21 protein-coding genes and 1 riboswitch are annotated in these 20,817 nt (G+C 39.4%); of the genes, 5 read left to right on the top strand and 16 right to left on the bottom strand.

Going from position 1 to position 20,817, the window contains the following annotated elements:
• The first annotated feature begins 190 nt into the window (after positions 1-190).
• Entirely contained in the window at positions 191-1,879 is a 1,689-nt protein-coding gene (locus tag OPF91_RS08020) for a methyl-accepting chemotaxis protein (protein ID WP_264988224.1), read from the top strand.
• 48 nt (positions 1,880-1,927) lie between these two features.
• Here OPF91_RS08020 and secDF read toward each other — a convergent pair whose 3' ends face one another.
• Entirely contained in the window at positions 1,928-4,195 is a 2,268-nt protein-coding gene (secDF, locus tag OPF91_RS08015) for a protein translocase subunit SecDF (protein ID WP_264988223.1), read from the bottom strand.
• Between the two features lie 252 nt (positions 4,196-4,447).
• Positions 4,448-4,756: a post-transcriptional regulator gene (locus OPF91_RS08010; protein WP_264988222.1), complete on the bottom strand. Its 309-nt coding sequence runs from the start codon at positions 4,754-4,756 to the stop codon at positions 4,448-4,450.
• Between the two features lie 93 nt (positions 4,757-4,849).
• Here OPF91_RS08010 and OPF91_RS08005 point away from each other — a divergent pair, with 93 nt between their 5' ends.
• Positions 4,850-6,367 carry a putative polysaccharide biosynthesis protein gene (locus tag OPF91_RS08005; protein ID WP_264988220.1) on the top strand — a complete coding sequence of 506 codons (1,518 nt, stop codon included), beginning with the start codon at positions 4,850-4,852 and terminating at the stop codon, positions 6,365-6,367.
• Here the strand turns inward: OPF91_RS08005 and OPF91_RS08000 are convergent.
• The 8 genes from OPF91_RS08000 to OPF91_RS07965 form a co-directional block, all read right to left on the bottom strand.
• Positions 6,364-6,999 carry a DUF421 domain-containing protein gene (locus OPF91_RS08000; protein WP_264988219.1) on the bottom strand — a complete coding sequence of 212 codons (636 nt, stop codon included), beginning with the start codon at positions 6,997-6,999 and terminating at the stop codon, positions 6,364-6,366. The two genes, OPF91_RS08005 and OPF91_RS08000, sit on opposite strands and share 4 nt — an antisense overlap.
• Before the next feature lie 107 nt (positions 7,000-7,106).
• Positions 7,107-7,376 (bottom strand): preprotein translocase subunit YajC, encoded by a 270-nt coding sequence (gene yajC, locus OPF91_RS07995; RefSeq protein ID WP_264988218.1) that lies wholly within the window; start codon positions 7,374-7,376, stop codon positions 7,107-7,109.
• Positions 7,377-7,523: 147 nt separating this feature from the next.
• Entirely contained in the window at positions 7,524-8,669 is a 1,146-nt protein-coding gene (gene tgt, locus OPF91_RS07990) for a tRNA guanosine(34) transglycosylase Tgt (protein WP_264988217.1), read from the bottom strand.
• A 163-nt stretch (positions 8,670-8,832) separates the two neighbouring features.
• Positions 8,833-9,873: a tRNA preQ1(34) S-adenosylmethionine ribosyltransferase-isomerase QueA gene (gene queA / locus OPF91_RS07985; protein WP_264988216.1), complete on the bottom strand. Its 1,041-nt coding sequence runs from the start codon at positions 9,871-9,873 to the stop codon at positions 8,833-8,835.
• An 18-nt stretch (positions 9,874-9,891) separates the two neighbouring features.
• Complete coding sequence (gene ruvB / locus OPF91_RS07980; protein ID WP_264988215.1) at positions 9,892-10,896, bottom strand: Holliday junction branch migration DNA helicase RuvB; 1,005 nt, start codon at positions 10,894-10,896, stop codon at positions 9,892-9,894.
• Between the two features lie 25 nt (positions 10,897-10,921).
• Positions 10,922-11,542 (bottom strand): Holliday junction branch migration protein RuvA, encoded by a 621-nt coding sequence (gene ruvA / locus OPF91_RS07975; RefSeq protein WP_264988214.1) that lies wholly within the window; start codon positions 11,540-11,542, stop codon positions 10,922-10,924.
• Positions 11,543-11,632: 90 nt separating this feature from the next.
• Positions 11,633-12,478, bottom strand: coding sequence for a phosphotransferase (locus OPF91_RS07970; RefSeq protein WP_264988213.1), 846 nt, complete (start codon positions 12,476-12,478; stop codon positions 11,633-11,635).
• Between the two features lie 22 nt (positions 12,479-12,500).
• Positions 12,501-13,457, bottom strand: coding sequence for a LysM peptidoglycan-binding domain-containing protein (locus tag OPF91_RS07965; RefSeq protein ID WP_264988212.1), 957 nt, complete (start codon positions 13,455-13,457; stop codon positions 12,501-12,503).
• Between the two features lie 135 nt (positions 13,458-13,592).
• Here OPF91_RS07965 and OPF91_RS07960 point away from each other — a divergent pair, with 135 nt between their 5' ends.
• Positions 13,593-14,129 carry a transcription repressor NadR gene (locus OPF91_RS07960; protein ID WP_264988211.1) on the top strand — a complete coding sequence of 179 codons (537 nt, stop codon included), beginning with the start codon at positions 13,593-13,595 and terminating at the stop codon, positions 14,127-14,129.
• Between the two features lie 51 nt (positions 14,130-14,180).
• Here the strand turns inward: OPF91_RS07960 and OPF91_RS07955 are convergent, their stop codons facing one another.
• The 5 genes from OPF91_RS07955 to OPF91_RS07935 form a co-directional block, all read right to left on the bottom strand.
• Positions 14,181-14,576 (bottom strand): thiol-disulfide oxidoreductase DCC family protein, encoded by a 396-nt coding sequence (locus OPF91_RS07955; protein WP_264988210.1) that lies wholly within the window; start codon positions 14,574-14,576, stop codon positions 14,181-14,183.
• Between the two features lie 12 nt (positions 14,577-14,588).
• The gene (gene pheA, locus OPF91_RS07950; RefSeq protein ID WP_264988209.1) at positions 14,589-15,464 is read right to left on the bottom strand and encodes a prephenate dehydratase; all 876 of its coding nucleotides are present in this window, start codon (positions 15,462-15,464) and stop codon (positions 14,589-14,591) included.
• A 70-nt stretch (positions 15,465-15,534) separates the two neighbouring features.
• Positions 15,535-15,990: a transcriptional regulator ThrR gene (gene thrR, locus OPF91_RS07945; RefSeq protein WP_264988208.1), complete on the bottom strand. Its 456-nt coding sequence runs from the start codon at positions 15,988-15,990 to the stop codon at positions 15,535-15,537.
• Between the two features lie 24 nt (positions 15,991-16,014).
• A complete protein-coding gene (gene obgE, locus OPF91_RS07940) occupies positions 16,015-17,304 on the bottom strand; it encodes a GTPase ObgE (protein WP_264988207.1) in 1,290 nt (429 codons plus the stop codon).
• A gap of 6 nt (positions 17,305-17,310) precedes the next feature.
• Positions 17,311-17,838, bottom strand: coding sequence for a Spo0B domain-containing protein (locus OPF91_RS07935; RefSeq protein ID WP_264988206.1), 528 nt, complete (start codon positions 17,836-17,838; stop codon positions 17,311-17,313).
• A 150-nt stretch (positions 17,839-17,988) separates the two neighbouring features.
• A riboswitch (cobalamin riboswitch) is annotated at positions 17,989-18,172 on the top strand.
• Positions 18,173-18,308: 136 nt separating this feature from the next.
• Here OPF91_RS07935 and OPF91_RS07930 point away from each other — a divergent pair.
• Positions 18,309-19,292, top strand: a complete 984-nt coding sequence (locus OPF91_RS07930; protein WP_264988205.1) for an ABC transporter substrate-binding protein — start codon at positions 18,309-18,311, stop codon at positions 19,290-19,292.
• A gap of 15 nt (positions 19,293-19,307) precedes the next feature.
• Positions 19,308-19,949, top strand: a complete 642-nt coding sequence (locus OPF91_RS07925) for a sulfite reductase (protein WP_264988204.1) — start codon at positions 19,308-19,310, stop codon at positions 19,947-19,949.
• A gap of 85 nt (positions 19,950-20,034) precedes the next feature.
• On the opposite strand, the gene OPF91_RS07920 is transcribed toward OPF91_RS07925, so the two are convergent.
• Positions 20,035-20,814, bottom strand: a complete 780-nt coding sequence (locus tag OPF91_RS07920; RefSeq protein ID WP_264988203.1) for an ABC transporter ATP-binding protein — start codon at positions 20,812-20,814, stop codon at positions 20,035-20,037.
• Positions 20,815-20,817 lie beyond the last annotated feature (3 nt).

Below are 20,817 nucleotides of genomic sequence, written 5' to 3'. Positions count from 1 at the left end.
TAGCTTATTATTTTAAGGAAAGATCTTCAATTATCACAAAATCGATTGCTAGGTATATAACATTTAAAAATCTTTTCTAAAACGCAGGTGATTTTCAGAAAATCTCTCTATATCTACATTGACCACTGAAAAATATCAAGTTATAGTAAATTCAAAACATTCATTTTATGACAGAAAGTAGGAACGCATTATGTCCGTTCGCAGAAAATTAAATCTTGGCTTTATTTCCTTAACCTGTTTACTATTCATTTCTAGCGCCATCGCATTTTTTCAATTTAGAGCTGTTCAAGATGACTTACAAGAAGTGCTCGACCACCGTGTTGTTCAAATACAGCTCACATTAAAAATACAGCAACAATTGGCATCACAAGGTCTATTTTTACGTTCTTATATGTTAAACGATAAGGATACAGTAGCAAAGGAGGCGTTAGACCGCTATAATAAAACGCTCCCTGAAACGATTCAGCAATTGGCCAACGAAGCTCGTTCTGAGAATTCTAAAAATGTAGTAGCGCAATTAGTAACACTTCAAGATGGTTTGTTATCAAGTACAGACAAAGCTTTGGAGGCTCATAAGAAAGGCCATATGGAGTTGGCTCTATCCTATGTAAACCAAGACGTAACTCGTTATAATAAAGAATTTTTCGACGTAACGAAAGAATTTTTAGCTTATCATGAGAAGCAGCTTCAAGTGATTGAAGAAAAGGTTAATCAAACTGTCCTTTCTTCTATAATCGTCTCTATTGTGCTACTCGTTGTAAGTATCATCGTTGGCTTCTATTTTATGTATTTTGTGAAAAAATATATTATTCAACCACTATTTAAAGTCATTCATGCCGCAGATATGTTGGCACAAGGAGATCTAACAATCGAGGAACTTAAACATAAAACAAAGGATGAAATAAGCACACTTGCTACAGCGGTCAATACACTAAAAGGCAATCTATCTGCACTTATTTTCAAAGTACAAGACAATGCCTCACATTTGTCGGCTGTTTCAGAGCAATTATTTGCTAGTACAGAGGAAGTGACATCGACAACCATCGATATTACAAAGCGTGTACAAGAAACATCTGGTCGTCTATCATCATCTGCCAGCGCCTCTCAGCAAAGCTCTGTGGCAATGGACGAAACAGCAACGGGTGTACAACGCATTGCGGAGGCTACCCAAACACTGCATCATAAATCTGTCGAAATGACACAATTAGCGACAGAGGGAAGTAGTATTATTACAAATGCACAGCAACAAATGGATGTCATTTCTTCATCTACGCAACAAGTTGTCACAATGACAGAAAAGCTGAATAAGCAATCAGAAGAAATTGGTGAAATTTCAAAAGTCATCACCATGATTACAGAACAAACGAACTTACTTGCCTTGAATGCAGCCATTGAAGCGGCACGAGCTGGCGAGCATGGAAAAGGCTTTGCGGTCGTAGCTGATGAAGTTCGCAAGTTAGCCGAACAATCTAACCAATCGGCTAGTCAAATCGTGACATTAACACAAGAAATTTTAGTGGATACACAAAATGTAGCACAAGCTGTCGGTGATGGCTTAACATCTGTGCAAGAAGGCGTTCATAAAATGCAGCAGGCAGGCGATAATTTCTATTCCATTGCGACATCAATTCAAACATTTACAGGACAAATTGAAGAAATTTCAGCCACATCCGAACAAATTTCAGCCAGCGCCGAAGAAGTTGCCGCTTCTGTTGCAGAAATTGCCACAGGTACTCGTGCCTCAGCAGATGATGCCACAACGATTTCAGAAGCAACAGACGAGCAAGTTGCCATGATGGAACAAATTAATGCGGTTGCCGAAGAGTTAAGCAGCAATGCTCAACATCTCCAAACAACTTTACAACAATTTAAACTTTAAGACAAAAAAGGCTTGCTCCCCACAAAAAGGAAGCAAGCTTTTGTTTTGTTATACAGTCGGTTCGTCTGTACCCCATTGTTTTTTCTCTTTTTTCTGTAGCTGACCATTTGATTTTTTCATTTCACGAATTTTTAATGAATACCAAATTTGAGCTGCGATACAGATGGAAGAATACATACCTGTAATTAACCCGATTAATAAGGCAATCGAGAAGTTTTGAATCGATGGTGCACCGAAAATTAACAATGTGATTGTTACAATAATTACGGTTAGCACTGTATTGACAGAGCGTCCCATCGTTTGACGTAATGATTTATTCACAATATCCGCAAGTACTTCACGGTCATTAATCGTATCATAACGATCTAAATTTTCACGCATACGGTCAAAGGTAACGATAGTATCATTAATCGAATAACCAACAATCGTTAACACAGCCGCAATAAATGTAATATCAACCTCTAAGCGCATAAAGCTAAATACTGCGACGATTAAGAATACGTCATGTAGTAATGACACAATAGCGCCAATACCCATGCGCCATTCAAAGCGAATTGCTACATAAATAATAATGCCTACTGCCGCAATTGCTAACGCATAAATGGCATTTTTCACAAGCTCTTTCCCAACTGTATCTGACACAGTACTTACAGTCGGATTATGACCATATTTCGCTGTTGTCTCTTTTTGGAATTTCAAAATGTCTTCTTGTGATAAATCCTCTTTATAGCGAATAACCGCCATATTTTTCTTTTCACCAGACAAGACAATATCTTCTGCTGGGAAGCCAATGCTATCAATATAGCTCGATACTTCTTCCTGCGTCAATGTTTTATCTGCTTCGATTTGCACACGTGTACCACTTGAGAAATCGATACCTAAATTCAAACGGAAAATACCAAGTACTACTAAACCAGCTACTAAAATAGCAAGTGATAATGTATAGAATTTTTTACGATTGTGTACAAAATCAAAACGATCAAATTTCGTAGACAAATCTAATGTACCAATATTTTCATCTAAGCTATGCTGTTTTGATTTCGCAATACCAAACCATGCTGGGTTATTGAAATAACCACTATTCGCAAGTAAGCCTGTCAATACACGAGAACCCCAAACAGCTGTTAAGAAGCTTAGTAAAATACTAATAATTAATGTTGTAGCAAAGCCTTTAACAGAGCTTGTCCCGTAGTAGAATAATACGCCTGCTGCCAATAATGTTGTTAACTGGGCATCGACAATCGCTGATAACGATTCTTTTGAACCAATTTGGAAAGCTTGTTTCACGGAATAGCCTACACGCAATTCCTCTCGAATACGCTCTGCTGATAAAATGTTGGCATCCACCGCCATCCCAATACCAAGTACAATGGCTGCAATCCCTGGTAATGTTAATACGGCATTAATCCAATCAAACACCACTAATACTAAGAATGTGAAAACAGACAATGTAATAATGGATACAAAGCCTGGTAAACGGTAGTAGAACAGCATAAAGGCGAAAATAATGATGACGCCTACAATACCAGCAAAAACAGTATCATTTAATGCGTCCTCACCAAATTGTGCACCAACTGAAGTTGAATAGATTTCAGTTAATTTTACTGGTAATGCACCCGCATTTAAAATACCTGCTAAATTTTTCGTTTCATCTACAGTAAAGTTACCGCTAATCATAACATCTGTTGTATTCAGCGTTTGTGTAACAGTCGCTGCGGATGCATAACGTGGCTTCTCTTTTTGTGATTCTGCTTTAAAAGAATCGACACCCTCTTCAAAGTCTAACCAAACAACAAGTAAATTTTGCCCTTGTGGCTTTGCTGCAATTTTACTTGTAATATCCGCAAATTTTTTCGCATCTTTTAATGTTAAAGATACAATTGGACGATTTTGTTGGTCAAAGGAATCACTTGCACCACCTGGTTTTAAATCATCACCATCTAACAATAAATTATCATCAACATCACGGAATGTTAAATGAGCTGATGTAGACAATAATTTACGTGCAGATTCTTGGTCTTCAACACCTGCTAATTGCACACGAATGCGATTGTCGCCTTCGATTTCAATGCTTGGCTCACTAACACCAATTTCATTGATACGTTTATCGAGTGCTGTTGCCGTTGCCGAAACAACTTCTGGTGAAATTTTTTGACCATCTTTTAATTGACTTACCTCATAAAGAACCTCAAAGCCACCTTGTAAATCAAGACCAAGCTTAATGTCCTTTAAGACGCCATTGACCGTCGTGCTCATACCCGCTGCAAGCAACGCAATTATCAACACAAACGCAACGATACGACTTTTTAATTTCATCTATAAATCCTCCTCGAATTAGTGCAAGACAATGCTTACACAAACAGTTCCTTTTGAAATAGTAATCCTCCTTTTCTTTTAAAATCATGTATAGTAGGGATTCAAAAGGTTCTGTTTCTTTCTATCTATCGTTCCTATAGGCGCTAATTTATTTTATGTACTTCTTTATATATAAAAGCGCAACATACTCATTATGAAACACGTTGCGCTTGCTGTCAATTCAACATAGCGTGTATTCTTTGACAAAATTTCTTATATTTTCATCGGATGCAGTAATTGCTGTAAGTCATCTATATTGATTTGTGCAAATCCTTCACTGCTTTGTAAAAACTCTACTTGGTAAAACGACACAATATCGGATGGTGATACCGAAAAAAGTGTAGCAATGACTTCATGCAACGGTAATTGTTCTACATTTTTTTTACGCCATTTTTTTTGAACACAAAAACGCCAAAGCTCTTCCCCTGTAATTGTATCATAGCGGAATTGTTTAAATTCTTCGATTTTACTATCAATTGCAGGACGAACTTTTTCAAATAGTTGTGCATACAGCATCTCCATTATGAATCATCTCCAATCAAAGTTGTATCGTAAGACAAGTTTGCATACAAATAGTGTAAATGAATTTTTGAGGCTTGAGAAGGGACGGATGGCATGAGTTCTTTTGTACGTGGTACGCTATTTTTAATGTTTGTTATTTTCTTATCGAAACTTTTTGGCTTTTTCTATAGAATGCAATTTATGCGTATTGCTGGTGAAGAGGCTGTCGGCATTTATATGACTGTTTATCCAGCATTTATTTTCTTTATCTCACTTATTCAGCTTGGACTACCAATCGCTGTTGCTAAAATTGTAGCGGAATTACTAGCCAAAAATAAACGTGATAGCATTTTAGGTGTGATGCGCACAGCTATTTTTTGGTCATTCCTTGGCATGCTTGTGTTCATGCCACTTGTGGCACTCACAATTCCCTATATTTCTACTACACTTTTACATAACGAACATACTACCTACACACTCTGGATTGCCCTCTTTGCCGTACCTGTTTCTGTCGGCTCTGGACTCTTGCGTGCTTACTTACAAGGCGTTGCTAAAATTACACCAACTGCTTGGGCACAAATGCTTGAACAAGCGGTGCGCATTGGCTTTATTACGCTCATGCTTCCCATTGTCGCTACATATCAAAATGCAGCTGTCACAGCAGCAGCTTCCATGGGGATTACATTGCTAGCAGAGATTGTGGCATTTCTTTATTTAGCCTTCCATTACATGGTTTCTAAAAAAATGATACTTCCTAAAAAATCGTCGGTAACTGCTTATCCAGCCTCACCGATGTTGCGCATTGCCCTGCCTTCTGCTGGCAGTAAATTATTTGGCTCCTTCACATGGTTTTTAGAGCCGATTATCTTTTTAAAAGCGTTGACAATGGCGGGATTAACTGCCTCTGCTGCGACTATTTTGTATGGTGTCATCTCAGGTGTTTTAGTGCCTTTATTATTATTTCCAGCATTCGTCTCTGCCGCACTATCCATTGTGTTAATTCCAGCGGTCAGCGATGCTGTGGCTAGGCAGCATACACCCCTTTTACAAGAACGAGTAGCTGTGTCCTTACGTCTATCTTCCTTAGTCGGTTGTATCGCTGCTACTTATTTTTTCATTCATGGTGATGAACTAGCCATTAAGTTATTCCACTTACAGGAAAATCGTGGCTATGTGAAGATATTAGCACCTATTTTTTATTTTTACTATATTCAAAGCCCCTTACACTCCATTTTACAGGCAATCGGTGAAGCCCGTGCCGCCATGATGAATTCTATTTATGGCGGTCTTGGCAAATTATTTGTGATGTTTGTGCTCGCCTCACAGCCTGGTATACAAGAAAAAGGAGCCGTTGTCGCCATCGGTTTTGGTGTTCTGTTGACATCCTTTTTACACATTGCAACCGTGAGACAGCGTAAAAATTTGCGTGCAGGGTTTCGCATGTTTATCGTTCCGTACAGTTGTTTTATCGCCGTTTGTATTACACAATACTTTTTGCTGCCGCTCTTGGCCCTGCCTTTCGTGTTAAGTAGCTGTGTCACTTTATTTTTACTGTTCACTTATTTATTAGTGACCAATCAACTACGAATAACTGATTTTCGCTATTTGCGCAAGCTCGTGAAAAAAGTTTAACTTTCTTTCAATTGAATATGAAGTCGGTTGTCCTCCCAAATACAAAAAAATACAGTACGACTATCGTCAATATGGTTTTTCGCTAATTCTGCCTGTAGCCACTCTACATCCTTATGCACGATTCGCAGGTGTCTTTCTTGAATATCTCCATCAATAATAAGTGGGTAGACGAATGACTTTTCATCTTTTTTATAGACCGAAAGATTTCCTGAAGGCTCTAAATACGCATAAGCAATCTCGGTAACAGAGGAAATGCCGTTTTCACGCAGTTGCTGGCATAAATCATCCAAATTATAACGTTGCTTGCGCATTTCTTTCTCTAAAATCACACCATCTCGCACAAGTAATGAAGGTTCACCATCGACTAAATCACGTACCTTTTTAAATTTAAGCGATAAGTAGGCACTCACAATTTGAATTAGCAATAAAATAAGTATTGGTAAGATAGCTTTAAATAATGAATTTTTTTCATCATCCAGCGCAAATGCTGCTACCTCTGCCATTAAGACAAAAACAACTAAATCAATCACTGATAATTCGCCTACTTCACGCTTACCCATTAAACGGAATACGATGACTAAAAAGATATAAAGAAACACCGTGCGAAAAATAATGAGCCAATATTCTTCCATACAGACACCCCCATACTATCAAGGTGACCGTACAGCTCTCTTTTTATACAAAAAAGCTTTGTCAAAATGAAAACAATCATCTTAACAAAGCTTTTCTCACTTACTTACTATTTCTCATCATTTGCAACACGTCCGATAGCTTGACGTTCAAATTTCATACGCACATTTTCGCCAATTTTCAACGTCACTGTGCCATCTTCAATCGAATCAATGACACCGTGTAAACCACCGATTGTCACGACTTTATCGCCACGTTGTAAACTGCTTTGCATATTTTGTGTTTGTTGCTGTCTCTTTTTAGCAGGACGGATTAAAATAAACCACATTGCCACAAACATTAATAAAATTGGTGCTAGACTTAATAGTTGTTGACTCATAAATTTTTTGCCCCCTTTCTAAACATCACTTTTTTTAGTATAGACTATTCCCCCTATAAAAAGCGACGGTCAAGCCTCAAATTTTTCTAGTTTATTAGTTATTTTTCTAGTAAACGTACTATTTTTCTCAAAATAGCCATATTTCCATTAGAAATTTTTAGCATCTGGACCATTAAAGCCGTATTTCTCGAAAAATTCTTCTCGGAAATCACCTAGACGGTCTTGGCGAATCGCTTCACGCACTTGCTCCATTAATTTCAATAGGAAGTGCAAATTATGATATGAAGTTAAACGGATTCCAAATGTTTCCTCTGTACGAATAAGGTGACGAATATAGGCACGTGAATAATTTTTACATGTGTAGCAATCACAGTTCGGATCAATCGGTCCAAAATCACGTGCATATTTTGCATTTTTCACAACAAGACGACCTTCTGATGTCATTAATGTACCATTACGTGCAATACGTGTTGGCAATACACAGTCAAACATATCGATCCCACGAATCGCTCCATCAATTAAGGAGTCTGGCGAACCAACGCCCATTAAATAACGTGGTTTATTGACTGGCATTAAAGGTGTTGTGAATTCTAACACACGATTCATAACATCTTTTGGTTCACCCACCGATAACCCACCGATTGCATAACCTGGGAAATCTAGCTCCACTAATGCCTCTGCCGAGCGGCGACGTAAATCCTCATACTCACCGCCTTGAATAATACCAAATAAACCTTGCTCTTCTGGGCGTTGATGCGCTTCTTTACAGCGTTTTGCCCAACGTGTTGTACGGTCTACAGATTTCAACATATACTCATGTGTCGCAGGATATGGTGGGCATTCGTCAAAGGCCATCATAATATCTGAGCCTAAATCATTTTGAATTTCCATCGCCTTTTCTGGGCTTAGGAATAATTTATCACCATTTAGATGGTTGCGGAAATGCACGCCTTCTTCCTCAATTTTGCGGAATTGACTAAGTGAAAATACTTGGAAACCACCTGAATCCGTTAAAATGGGGCGGTCCCAGTTCATAAATTTATGCAAGCCACCCGCTTCTTTGACAATATCATTTCCTGGACGTAACCATAAATGATAGGTGTTTGATAAAATAATGCCTGCATTCATTTCTTTTAATTCCTCTGGTGACATTGTTTTCACCGTTGCCTGTGTCCCAACAGGCATAAAGGCAGGTGTTTCAAATGAGCCGTGTGGCGTGTGCACGATACCAAGGCGTGCTCCTGTTTGTTTACAAGTATGAAGTAACTCATAACGAATTGCTGGTTGTGTCATAGCTAAAAAAATCCTCTCTTATCTGAAGTAAAAACAGTACTCCGAATGGTCACGTAATATTGTATCATAAAATTAAAAAAACTCGATTAATATGATACTTTCAAAAATGGCACAAAAAGAAAGTTACCCACTTGTGAGCGATGAGTAACTTTTTTCTTACAGTCTATCGTTTCGGGCGAATAAACATTGCATCACCAAAGCTAAAGAAGCGATATTTTTCTTCAATTGCTTGATGATAGGCACTTAAAATCGTCTCTCTTGAAGCGAGTGTGCTCACAAGCATCACAAGGGTAGACTTTGGTAAATGAAAATTAGTAATCAAGCCATCTACAGCAGAAAACGTATAGCCTGGATAAATAAAAATAGATGTCCAGCCTTGCTCTGCTCGCACTTCTCCATCATATTTAGAGGCAATCGTTTCTAATGTACGTGTAGAGGTTGTGCCAACAGCAATGATTTTCCCACCACTTTGCTTCACACGATTAATCGTTGCTGCGGTTTCCTCTGACACACTATAAAATTCAGCGTGCATTTCATGATTTTCGATTGTCTCTACACTGACAGGTCGGAAAGTACCAAGCCCTACATGTAACGTAATAAAAGCAACTTCCACACCTTTTGCCTTTACTTGCTGTAACAACTCTTCTGTAAAATGTAAGCCTGCTGTTGGTGCTGCTGCTGAGCCACGTTCTTTCGCATAAACTGTTTGGTAGCGATCCTTATCCTCTAATTTTTCACGAATATATGGTGGCAATGGCATATCACCAAGCTGCTCTAAAATTTCATAAAAAATCCCATCGTAATGGAATGTAAACAGCCGTCCACCATGCTCTAACTCCCCTGTACAAGTAGCTGTCAATAAACCGTCACCAAATGTCACCACTGTGCCAACTTTCACACGTTTTGCTGGTTTCACAAGCGTTTCCCATTCATCTGTTCCAGCCTGCTGCTTTAACAATAGCACCTCAATATGGGCACCTGTCTCTTCCTTTACACCCATTAAACGTGCTGGTAATACCTTTGTATCGTTTAGCACAAGACAATCCCCTGCCTGTAACTCCTCTAAAATATGAGCAAAATGATGGTGCTCGACTTTAGTGGAATCGGGTGTGACAACCAACAAGCGACTTGCTGTCCGATCTGCTAACGGTACTTGAGCAATTAGTTCTTCTGGTAAATCAAAATCAAAATCTTCTACACGCATAAAAAACTTCCTTCTTCTCTATGTTTGTTGGGCATAATCATAGCCGAAATGTTCGTAAGCTGCTGGCGTTACGATGCGACCACGAGGCGTCCGCTGAATAAAGCCAATCTGCATTAAATACGGCTCATAGACATCCTCTATCGTCACACGCTCTTCCCCAATGGAAGCAGCCAATGTATCTAAACCTACAGGACCACCTCGAAAACGTTCAATCATATTGGTCACCAATTTATGGTCAATATGATCCAGTCCTCTTGGGTCTACCTGCAATAATTCAAGCGCCTGCTTTGCCAATTCCTCTGTTATCATACCATTTCCAAGCACTTGTGCATAATCTCTTACTCGCTTCAATAAGCGATTGGCAATGCGGGGTGTCCCTCGTGAACGTTTAGCCATCTCCTGTGCAGCGATTTCTTCTATAATAACCTCGAATAATTGCGCACTTCGTGTGACAATGTCAGCAAGTGATGCTGTATCATAATACTCTAAACGTAATAACACACCGAAGCGATCACGTAATGGTGCAGATAAAGCACCAGCTCTGGTCGTTGCACCAACAAGCGTAAATGGTGGTAAATCGAGGCGAATCGAGCGAGCTTCAGGTCCTTTGCCAACCACAATATCTAAACAAAAATCCTCCATTGCGGGATAAAGAACTTCTTCTATTGCACGAGGCAGGCGATGGATTTCATCAATAAATAAAACATCTCCTGGCTCTAATGAACTTAAAATAGCAGCTAAATCACCAGGGCGTTCAATAGCAGGACCACTCGTCATGCGCACGTTGACATCCATTTCATTGGCAATCACAGCAGCTAATGTCGTTTTGCCAAGTCCAGGAGGTCCATACAGTAACACATGGTCCAAGCTTTCCTGACGAAGCTTTGCCGCTTCAATGAAAATTTGTAAATTCTCTTTTACCTGTTGTTGCCCAATATATTGTGTTAATCTTTGTGGGCGTAACGATAATTCAAACTGCTCCTCATTGCTACTTACCTCGCCTGCCATGATACGCTCAGCCATTCCTCTGTCCTCCTTCCTCTCATCACTATGTTAATTTCAATAACAGCTGTAATGCTTGCTTCATAAAAGCATCTGTCGTTTCCAGTTTATCATTCTCCTCTAACTGCGGACGAATTTTGTCTAATTCTTTTTCTGAATAACCAAGTGCCATCAGTGCAAGAATCGCTTCTTCTAATTCATGCCTATGCGGATGAATACCAAATAGCGGAAGTTCATCTTCCATGCTTGGTAATTCGGTAGCCTCTAATAATGCACCAAGTTTGCCCTTTAAATCTAAAATCATTTGGCGTGCTGTTTTCTTCCCTACACCTGGGAATTTAATTAAAAACGCTTCGTCCTCTCGCTCAATGGCATGAATCACTTGCTGTGGATTGCCTGTCGCTAAAATAGCTAATGCACCCTTTGGACCAATACCCGATACTAAAATCAGCTTGCGGAACAACTCTCGTTGATCAAGATTAGGAAAACCGTATAGTAATTGTGCATCTTCACGTACATGCAAATGAACATAAATCTGCTGTTCAGACGCAGATGCTCGAAAAGCAAATGGATTTGGTGTATTCAATTGCCAACCAATCCCTTGCTGTTCAAGTACAATATATTCTGGTGTTACACGTATAACTTGTCCTTTTATATAATCATACATTCCATAATCCCTCACATTCATATCTTTCATTATAACATAAAGCGAACGAATGCTCGACTATTGACAGACAAAATGACCGCCCAATGACGGTCATTTTTCTATCAGCCTATCAATATCGTACCATAGTTTCGGCCAATGTGTGAGCGCTCGTTTTGTAAATGGCACTAAATAATCTAAAAAGACGAGCTGCTGCTCCAACGGTAAATCTACAGCAAATAACCATTCCCGCAACAGTTCATTTGGATATTTTAAACGATGAAGCTTACTCTTGTCTAATCGTTTCAGCTCTGGTAGCTCCTGAAAAAGTTTGTCAATGTCATAATCTATTGCTGGTAATACACGATGCAACCATAAAATATATTCATCGTCTGCTTCACCTAGATGGGCCAAATCAAAATCAATTAATCGCAATCGACCATCTGCACACCATAAAAAATTATGGTGCACCACATCACCATGTAATAATGTAATTTCTTTTTTCGGTGCACGCTCTAATGCAATTGATTGTAAGGCTTTATCACTATAATGAAGCAATTGCTCTATTTCCTGTACTGTTAATAAAGCTTGAAAATCTTTTTTTCTACTCTGAAAACGCATATAACGCATTTGCCATTTAAGTAATTGTGAATACGTGTATAAGCCAGGTATTTGTTGCCATTTTACGAGGGTATTTGTATCATGTAGTGCCATTAACAATCGCAATGATTCTTGTCGGTCCTTTTGCTGTGTAAAATTCGCACTGCGACTGCCCTCTTGCCAAAGCTGAACAATCATTTGTTCATCATCGTTTGGCACTAATGGCAAAATCAAAGCTGGTTTTACACGTTCAAGCTGACGATGAATTAACCTTACTTTCTTCGCCATTTCTATTTGCTTTGTGCGTTTCACAAAGTAATTAGTAGCATGGTAGCGATATTTCCATACATTCGCTTTCAATTCTTCTACTACATACGCTTTTTTACCATCGATAAGGCATCATCCCACCTGGGAAGTATTGTGGTGACATCCATGGATTTCCGTCAGGACAAGGTGGTGGACATTGCGACTGACATTGATATGGATTCATTTGCCAATTAGGCATCATTGGCGGTGCTTGACAACCACAAGCTGGCTCCATTTTCATCTCTGGCATCACACCACACTGGGATGGCATTGGTTGATGGTGTGAATGGAAAAATGGGGATGTAGTCGATTCTAAAAAGTCACCCATTCCTGAAACATTCATATTTGGCATTTGACAATTGGTCGGCTGCTGTGACATTGTACAAGCCTCAACTTGCGGCTGCATCGGCATTGGCATCGGTTGCCACCACATATGATGATGCACAGGTTGATGACAGCTCATACAGTGTGGCACTTGGGGCATGATATAGATTGGTTGTGGCTGCGGCATTGGCATCGGTAATGGCATTGGTTGAGGCGGTGGTGCAATAGGTTGCTGTGGCTGGATTGGTTGAACTGGTGGTGGTGCTTGTTGTGTAACATGCTGCTCCATCTGTGGCATTACCACTTGCTGATGCCAATTTAATTCAACAGGTTGAGGTGTCCACATTGGCTGCTGTGGCATCATCGGCATTGGGAATGGTATCGGAATCACTTGTGGCTCTGGCATTGGCATTGGTGCAAGAGGTGGTGTAACAACTGGTGGTGGAGGTGTTGGTTTTTGTACCTCCTTTTTCACGCCTTCTTTCACAGGCTTTATATGTGTTGGCGTCTCTTTTGGTAAATGTGTTTCTTTTTGTCCACCTTTATGCTCCTTATTCACTTTTTCTGGCAAAATAATTTCCATACCTGGCACAATATAATCAGGATTCGCAAGATGGGCATTTAGCCGCTTTAAATCTTCAAACGAAATACCATATTCTTTGGCAATTTTCCATAACGTATCTCCCTTTTGTACAATATGAATACGCAATGTTTTCCTCCCTTCCTCTCTCCGTATCATATGTTCAATGTTTTATTTGGATACAAAAAATTCACGCATGTTGGAAAGGCTTAATGGTACAATAATACTTAACACATCTTATCCATCGGCAGGAGGTACTCTTTTATGAAAAAAATGTTAGGCGAAGAACGCCGACTGCAACTGCTTGCACAATTAAGAAATAGTCATACCCCCATTACAGGAACTGATTTAGCCAAATTTGCCAATGTATCAAGGCAAGTCATTGTCAATGATATGACATTATTAAAGGCGAGAAATGAACCCATTATGGCGACAAGTCAAGGCTATCTTTATATGCATCAGGAACAGCTACAGCAAACAGTAGAACGCACCATTCCTTGTCTTCATTCTGCTGAGGATACTGAAGATGAGCTCGTTACCATCGTCGATTGTGGTGGTACAGTCAAAAATGTTATTGTGGAACATCCTATTTATGGGGAAATTACCGCCTCTCTCATGGTATCGAACCGCCATGAAGTGAAAGCATTTGTGCAACGTGTGAATGAAACCCAAGCAAGCTATTTATCAGAGCTAACAGGTGGCGTTCATCTACATGTTATTAGCGCTCCATCTGCCTCTATTTTAGATTTAATCGAACGTTCACTATTAGAGAAAGGTTATTTGATTACGGATAAAACATAATTGACAAGGTAAAAGGAGATGCTCATTTTGAGGAAACATCTCCTTTTTCCATTAAGAAAGAAATCGTTGGCGCTGTGAAGGTGTTGGAAGCATACAGTGCTGTGTCTGACCAAATAACCGGTAACGATGCTTCGCAAAGAGACGATAAAAATAATTACGAATAGGGGCTGGTACAATGATAAAAGCATAGCATACTGGCCAGCCACCATCTAAATTTCGACATATTTTTAAGGCTGCTGTCGATTCAATATATGCATGATCTTGCTCAATTAACACCATGCTATCAATCGTTTTTGGTACATGGTATTGTGTAAGTAATCTTTGCCCTATTTCACTCTGTAATGAAGCAAATTGAAAATAAGCAGCATGGTCCCGTTTTATCACGAATTGCACACTACTATTACAAAAATGACAATCACCATCAAATAAAATGATACCATGTTTCATCAGTGTTTCCTCCTATCCTTCAGATGCGAGATACGTGAAATAAGTTCCAAGCGATTTTACTTGACAGCCAAGTGCTGCCAGCTCCTCCATTGCCCCACGCATCATCGGTTCATGCTCATCGGCTAACACATCCAGCATAAAGAAATAATCGCCAAGTCCTGTTTTTAATGGACGTGATTCAATTTTACTTAAATTCAACTGGCGCCATGCAAACACTGATAGCACTTGATGCAATGCACCTGAACGGTCTATAGGCAATGTAATCATCAATGTTGTTTTTGCATGACCATCTGCTAATTCCTGTGGCAAACGTTGATTTTGTTTGGATAACACGAAAAAGCGTGTATGGTTAAAGTGAAAATCATGAATATTTGGTTGCACAATTTCCAAGCCATATTTTGTTGCTGCCGCCGCATTTGCTACTGCTGCAATACATTCATTTGGATGTTCTGCTACATATTTAGCTGCTGCCGATGTAGACGTTGTTTGATGCAATGGCGCATGGCTAAAGCGATAAAATAAATATTTATGACATTGTGCTAAAGCATGTGGGTGTGAATAAACACCCTTTATCTCTTCCCATTTCGCCTTTTGTTCCTTGTTCACCATCAAATGCTGCTGGATTTTTAATTGCAACTCACCAGCTACATAGAGTGTTGCCTCGTGGAATAAATAATCCAATGTTAACGGTACAGAGCCTTCTAACGCATTTTCTAATGGTACGACAGCAAAATCTACTTTATCATTTGCCACCGCTTCAATACACTCTGGAATCGTCGCACATGGTACAAGCCATTCATTTGAAAAAATCGCTTTTGTCGCTAAGTATGTAAAGGATGCTTCTGGCCCTAAATAAGCAATTCGTTTTTCCCATTGTTGATTCGTCACAATAAAATCCTCCTTCATTATTGTAAAAAAGGTGTCCTCAAAACTTCGGACACCTCTATTGCTATGTTATTTATAAAGCGCCTGAGCTAATGACATCTGCTGCTTCCACAAAATCTAAACGCTTTAATTGTTGAATTAATTCATCTAGCTCACATGTCATTGTCGTCACATCCAATGATAATGTGACATTTGCTCTCCCTTGAATCGGAATCGTTTGATGAATCGTTAGTACATTACAATGCGTATTGGTTACCGTCTCTAATAGTTTTGCCAATGTTCCTTTGCGATCTTGAATTTGTAAAAAGACCGTCAAAATACGTTCCTGTACAATGGAGTGGAATGGAAACACGGCATCACGATATTTATAAAATGCACTACGTGACAAATCTACCTGTTTCACGGCATCCCAAATGGAGGATACTGTGCCACTCGATAATAAATGCTTGGCTTCCAACGTTTTTTGCATGGCATCTGTTAACACATCTTCACGAACTAAATAATAGCGCTGATTTGCAACATCCTTCATACGCTTCCCCCTAAAACGCTTGTCTTAGTCGACAAACTCAAATTCAAACTCTTGTAAACGCACAACATCCCCATCTTGTGCACCTCGTTCACGTAAAGCTTCATCTACACCCATTGCACGCAATTGACGAGCAAAGCGGCGAATACCATCTTCACGGCTAAAGTCCGTCATTTTGAACAGACGTTCAATCGCATAGCCACTTAAAATAAATGTACCATCATCATCACGTGTAATGTCAAAGTCTTCACCTTTTGCTTCATGCTTGTACATAACAGTTGCCTCTGATTGTTCCTCTTCTTCATCATATAGAGGGAACTCAGGCGTTACTTCTAACAGGTCAGCAATGGCAAATAATAATTCCTTCAAGCCTTGACGAGAAATAGCGGAAATTGGGAAGATTTGTACGTCTTCACCAACCTTCTCTTTGAAAGCAATTAAATTTTCCTCTGCATCTGGCATATCCATTTTATTGGCTACAATAATTTGTGGACGCTCTGTTAGACGTAAATTATATTGTTTCAGCTCATCATTAATTGTCAAATAGTCTTCATGTGGATCTCGCCCTTCCATGCCTGACATATCAATAACATGGACGATAACACGTGTACGTTCAATATGGCGTAAAAATTGATGACCTAAGCCTACACCCTCATGTGCCCCTTCAATTAAACCAGGTAAATCAGCCATCGCAAAGCTACGGTGGTCATCCGTTTCAATCATGCCTAAATTCGGTACAATCGTTGTAAAATGATATGCACCAATTTTCGGTTTTGCAGCAGATACGACAGATAATAGTGTCGATTTCCCTACACTTGGGAAGCCAACAAGTCCAACGTCTGCTAATACTTTTAGCTCTAATATAACATTTAACTCTTGTCCTGGCTCTCCTTTTTCAGAAAGCTCTGGCGCTGGGTTGGCTGGTGTAGCAAAGCGTGAATTTCCTCGCCCACCACGACCTGCTTTTGCAATAATCGCTTGTTGACCATGCTCTACTAAATCTGCAATGACCACATTTGTTTCTTCATTCATCACCACTGTACCTGGTGGGACTTTAACGATTAAATCGTCTGCATTTTTACCATGCATCCCTTTACTCATACCATGCTCACCACGAGGCGCTTTAAAATGACGTTTATAACGGAAGTCCATTAATGTACGTAAACCCTCATCTACTTCAAAGACTACATTACCACCATGACCTCCATCACCGCCAGCAGGTCCACCATTCGGCACATATTTTTCTCGACGAAAGGCAACCATACCATCGCCACCGTCGCCACCTTTAACATAAATTTTTACGTGATCGACAAACATCTACTTTCACTCCCTATTTGCGCTCAACCTAAATCGCCAGCTGCTATTTGTCTGTTCGATTGTTTGAACGCTGCATTGTGTCAAACCTTCTTCAGTGAATGCATCCGCACTCCAAAGCCCCGTTAATGTAAATGTTAAGATGAAGTGTTCATCATCAGCACGAACATCAAGTTCTAGGGTCTGCTCTGTAAATGGATCTAATGTATCATAAACATGGCTAACAGTTTTGTTTAAAAAATTTACTACTTCCTCATCAATCACATTGACAACAGGTTTAGCACCATCACAATAGACGTTCCATGTAAACGATGGATAGCGCCATCTAGCTGTTTGTAACCATTCAACTGTTTGTGGTAAGCGTAAATGATTGAGTGTAGAACAGACACGCAATTGCTCACAATATTGTGTAATGAGCTCCTTTGAGTGTTCAACTCTACCTAAATCTAAATTCATACGAATCAATTGTAGCTGATTCACATAATCATGATTTGCAAAACGTAATACCTCACTAATGGCTAGTGATTGATTATTCATTCCATTCACTCCAATAAAGTTATCTTACCTAGTATAACAAGTTTCACATTATTTTTCCCTTAAATCTTCTTTGAATTTTGCAATTATCCTGTTATTTTCTCTTTCTACTATCGACAGTCTCTTTCTTTGTGTGTTAGTATGTTGCTAAATTCATATTTAATTTATATAAGTGCTCATCATAATGGATGAGGTAAAAGGGAAACTAGTGCAAAGCTAGTGCAGCCCCCGCTACTGTAAACGAGGATGAAACTACAAAGCCACTGACGAAGGTTGGGAAGGTGTAGGAGTAAAGTGATTCGACAGCCAGGAAACCTGCTTATATAAAATGTTACCAACTTTTCGGAGGGAGGAGTTTAGGCAGAGCATTTGTTGATTTTTACTATCACTATGTCCATTTCAAGTAGCCTACATTCTCTTTTAGAGCGATGTGGCTGCTTTTTTTTATGGAAAAAAGAAGGGAACTTATAACAATGAAAAAATGGTTACTGACACTAGCAATGATGACGAGTATTATTTTAGCAGCCTGCTCGAATGATACAAAAACAACAGAAGACACAGCTTCAACACCAGAAGCACCAGCTGAAAATACAGCGGTGACAATCAACAATCAAGATTTTGTTATCGACTATACAGAAGCACCAAAAAAGGCGATTTCCTTAAACCAACATGTGACAGAAATTATGCTGGCATTAGGCTTAGAGGATTCTATGGTGGGAACAGCCTATTTAGATGATGAAATTTACCCGCCACTCCAAACAGCGTATGAGAAAGTACCTGTTATCGCAGAGCAATACCCAACAAAGGAACAAGTCATCAATGCAGAGGCTGACTTCCTATATGGTGGCTGGTCTAGTGCATTCAATGAAAAAAACATCGCTACACGTGAAGAATTAAAGGAATTAGGCATTAACACATACCTACAAAACGCTTCCACAATGATTAACCCTAAATTACAAGATATATATGGGGACATTGCCAATATCGCAAAGATTTTCCGTGTGGAAGAACGTGGTGAAAAATTAATTACTCAAATGAAAACAGATGTAGAAGCCATTACATCTCAAATGGGGGAAGTGTCCACACCATTAAAAGTCCTTGTTTTTGATAGTGGGGATAAAGAAGTATTCACAGCAGCACAAAACTTTATGAATGAGCTTGTCACTGTGTCAGGTGGACAAAATATTTTTGGGGATGTAGATAAAACTTGGACAACGGTATCCAAAGAGGCTGTTGTTGAGCGTGCACCTGAAGTGATTGTCATTATTGATTATGGAGATACAACAGCTGAACAAAAAATAGAATTTATTAAAAATGATCCTGCTCTTAGCACTGTACCAGCCGTAGCGAACAATCATTTCGTTATTTTACCTCTATCGGCTGCCGCTGAAGGTGTTCGTGCAGCAGATGCGATTGGCATTTTAGCAAAAGGCTTCTATCCTGAAAAATTCAATTAATTAGGGGGACAATCTATGTTTACCATGCCAACTAAAACATTTGCCACATTAAAGGAGGCCGAGGCGTTTACACGTCTCGCTATCTCTCCTGGCATTATTAACAAGCATCTCACAGGTCAGCAATTACGTTTACTGGCAGAGCTAGAGGAAATCGGAGCAGTGAAATACTCAGCTAGCCATAGCCTATTACTTTCTGTGCCTACCGAACAACTGGAGGAAGTGCAGCATAAACTATTAGCAGTCAAGTTTTATATTTTACCAGCTGGCAATTGTGCCGTATTTAAAAACTGCGATTTCTGTGATGGTGAGAAAATGGAGACACTGCCCTTTTTTACAGCATTATTTGAAAAACTAGAGGGCTATTCAACAAAGCGTAGATTACGAATTGGCTACAATGCCTGTGCTTCCGCCTGTTATAATGCCGTACTGGACGATATTGCTCTTATCGTCAAAGAAGACGTAGCGGATATTTACGCAGGCGCTATTCAAATGGGCAAAAAAGCCAATGCAGGACAATTATTATATGAAAATATTGCATTAACAGACGTAGAGCCAACCTTATTAAAGCTAATTGACACATACAACCATTCTACGTACTCACTATTCTCTACTTTTATTGCAAATGGGGGATTGGATGGAACCAGAAGTATTCGTTGAGGAGCAAGACCTTTTGACAATATATGTACAAGAAGAAATATGCTTTTTAACTTTTCTTCTAAGCCAAACCCCTTAGGCTAAAGCACTAAGGGGTCTTTATTTGTGCATTGGAATAGAACAGTAAATGTGGCTTATTGGTAAATGGATTGCGTGATATATCCGCCTGAATATGAAAAACATCCATTAGCATTTGCTGTGTTAATACATCCTCAGAGCGCCCCATCGCATAAATTTCCCCCTTTTGCATCACGATGAGCTCATCACAATAGGAAGCAGCTAAATTTAAGTCATGCAATGCAGCAATAATGGTAATCGGTAAATCTGCCACTAAATCCATTAGCTGAAACTGATGCTCAATATCTAAATGATTCGTAGGTTCATCTAAAATTAAAATTTGTGCCTGCTGTGCAAGTGCTCTTGCCAATAACACACGCTTCTTCTCACCACCAGACAATTGACCAAATGAACGCTCTGCTAAATGGGCAATATTTGTACGCTGCATACACGTTAGCACAATTTCTTCATCTGATGCTGTATCACTCTCCAGCCACTTTTTATGTGGTGTGCGTCCCATATACACCATTTCCTTAACACTAAAGTCAAATAATACAGGGCTATCCTGACTAACTACGGCTACCTGCTTTGCAAATATTTTCTGTGGCACCTGCATTAAATCCTGTTCATGTAAAACGATTGTTCCTTGCTGTAATTGAAAATAGCGATAGAGTAATTTAAGCATTGTTGATTTCCCACAGCCATTCGGTCCAATGATGCCAACAAAATGCCCTTCTTGCACAGTAAAATTCATATCTTGTAAAATGCGATGCTCGCCAATAGTATAAATAACATTCTGAATCGTAATCATCTC

Source organism: Lysinibacillus piscis (assembly GCF_026012395.1).
In the GTDB taxonomy this organism is placed as follows: domain Bacteria; phylum Bacillota; class Bacilli; order Bacillales_A; family Planococcaceae; genus Lysinibacillus; species Lysinibacillus piscis.
The sequence above is the reverse complement of the archived record's forward strand: the minus strand, read 5'-3'. Positions and strand labels throughout refer to the sequence as shown.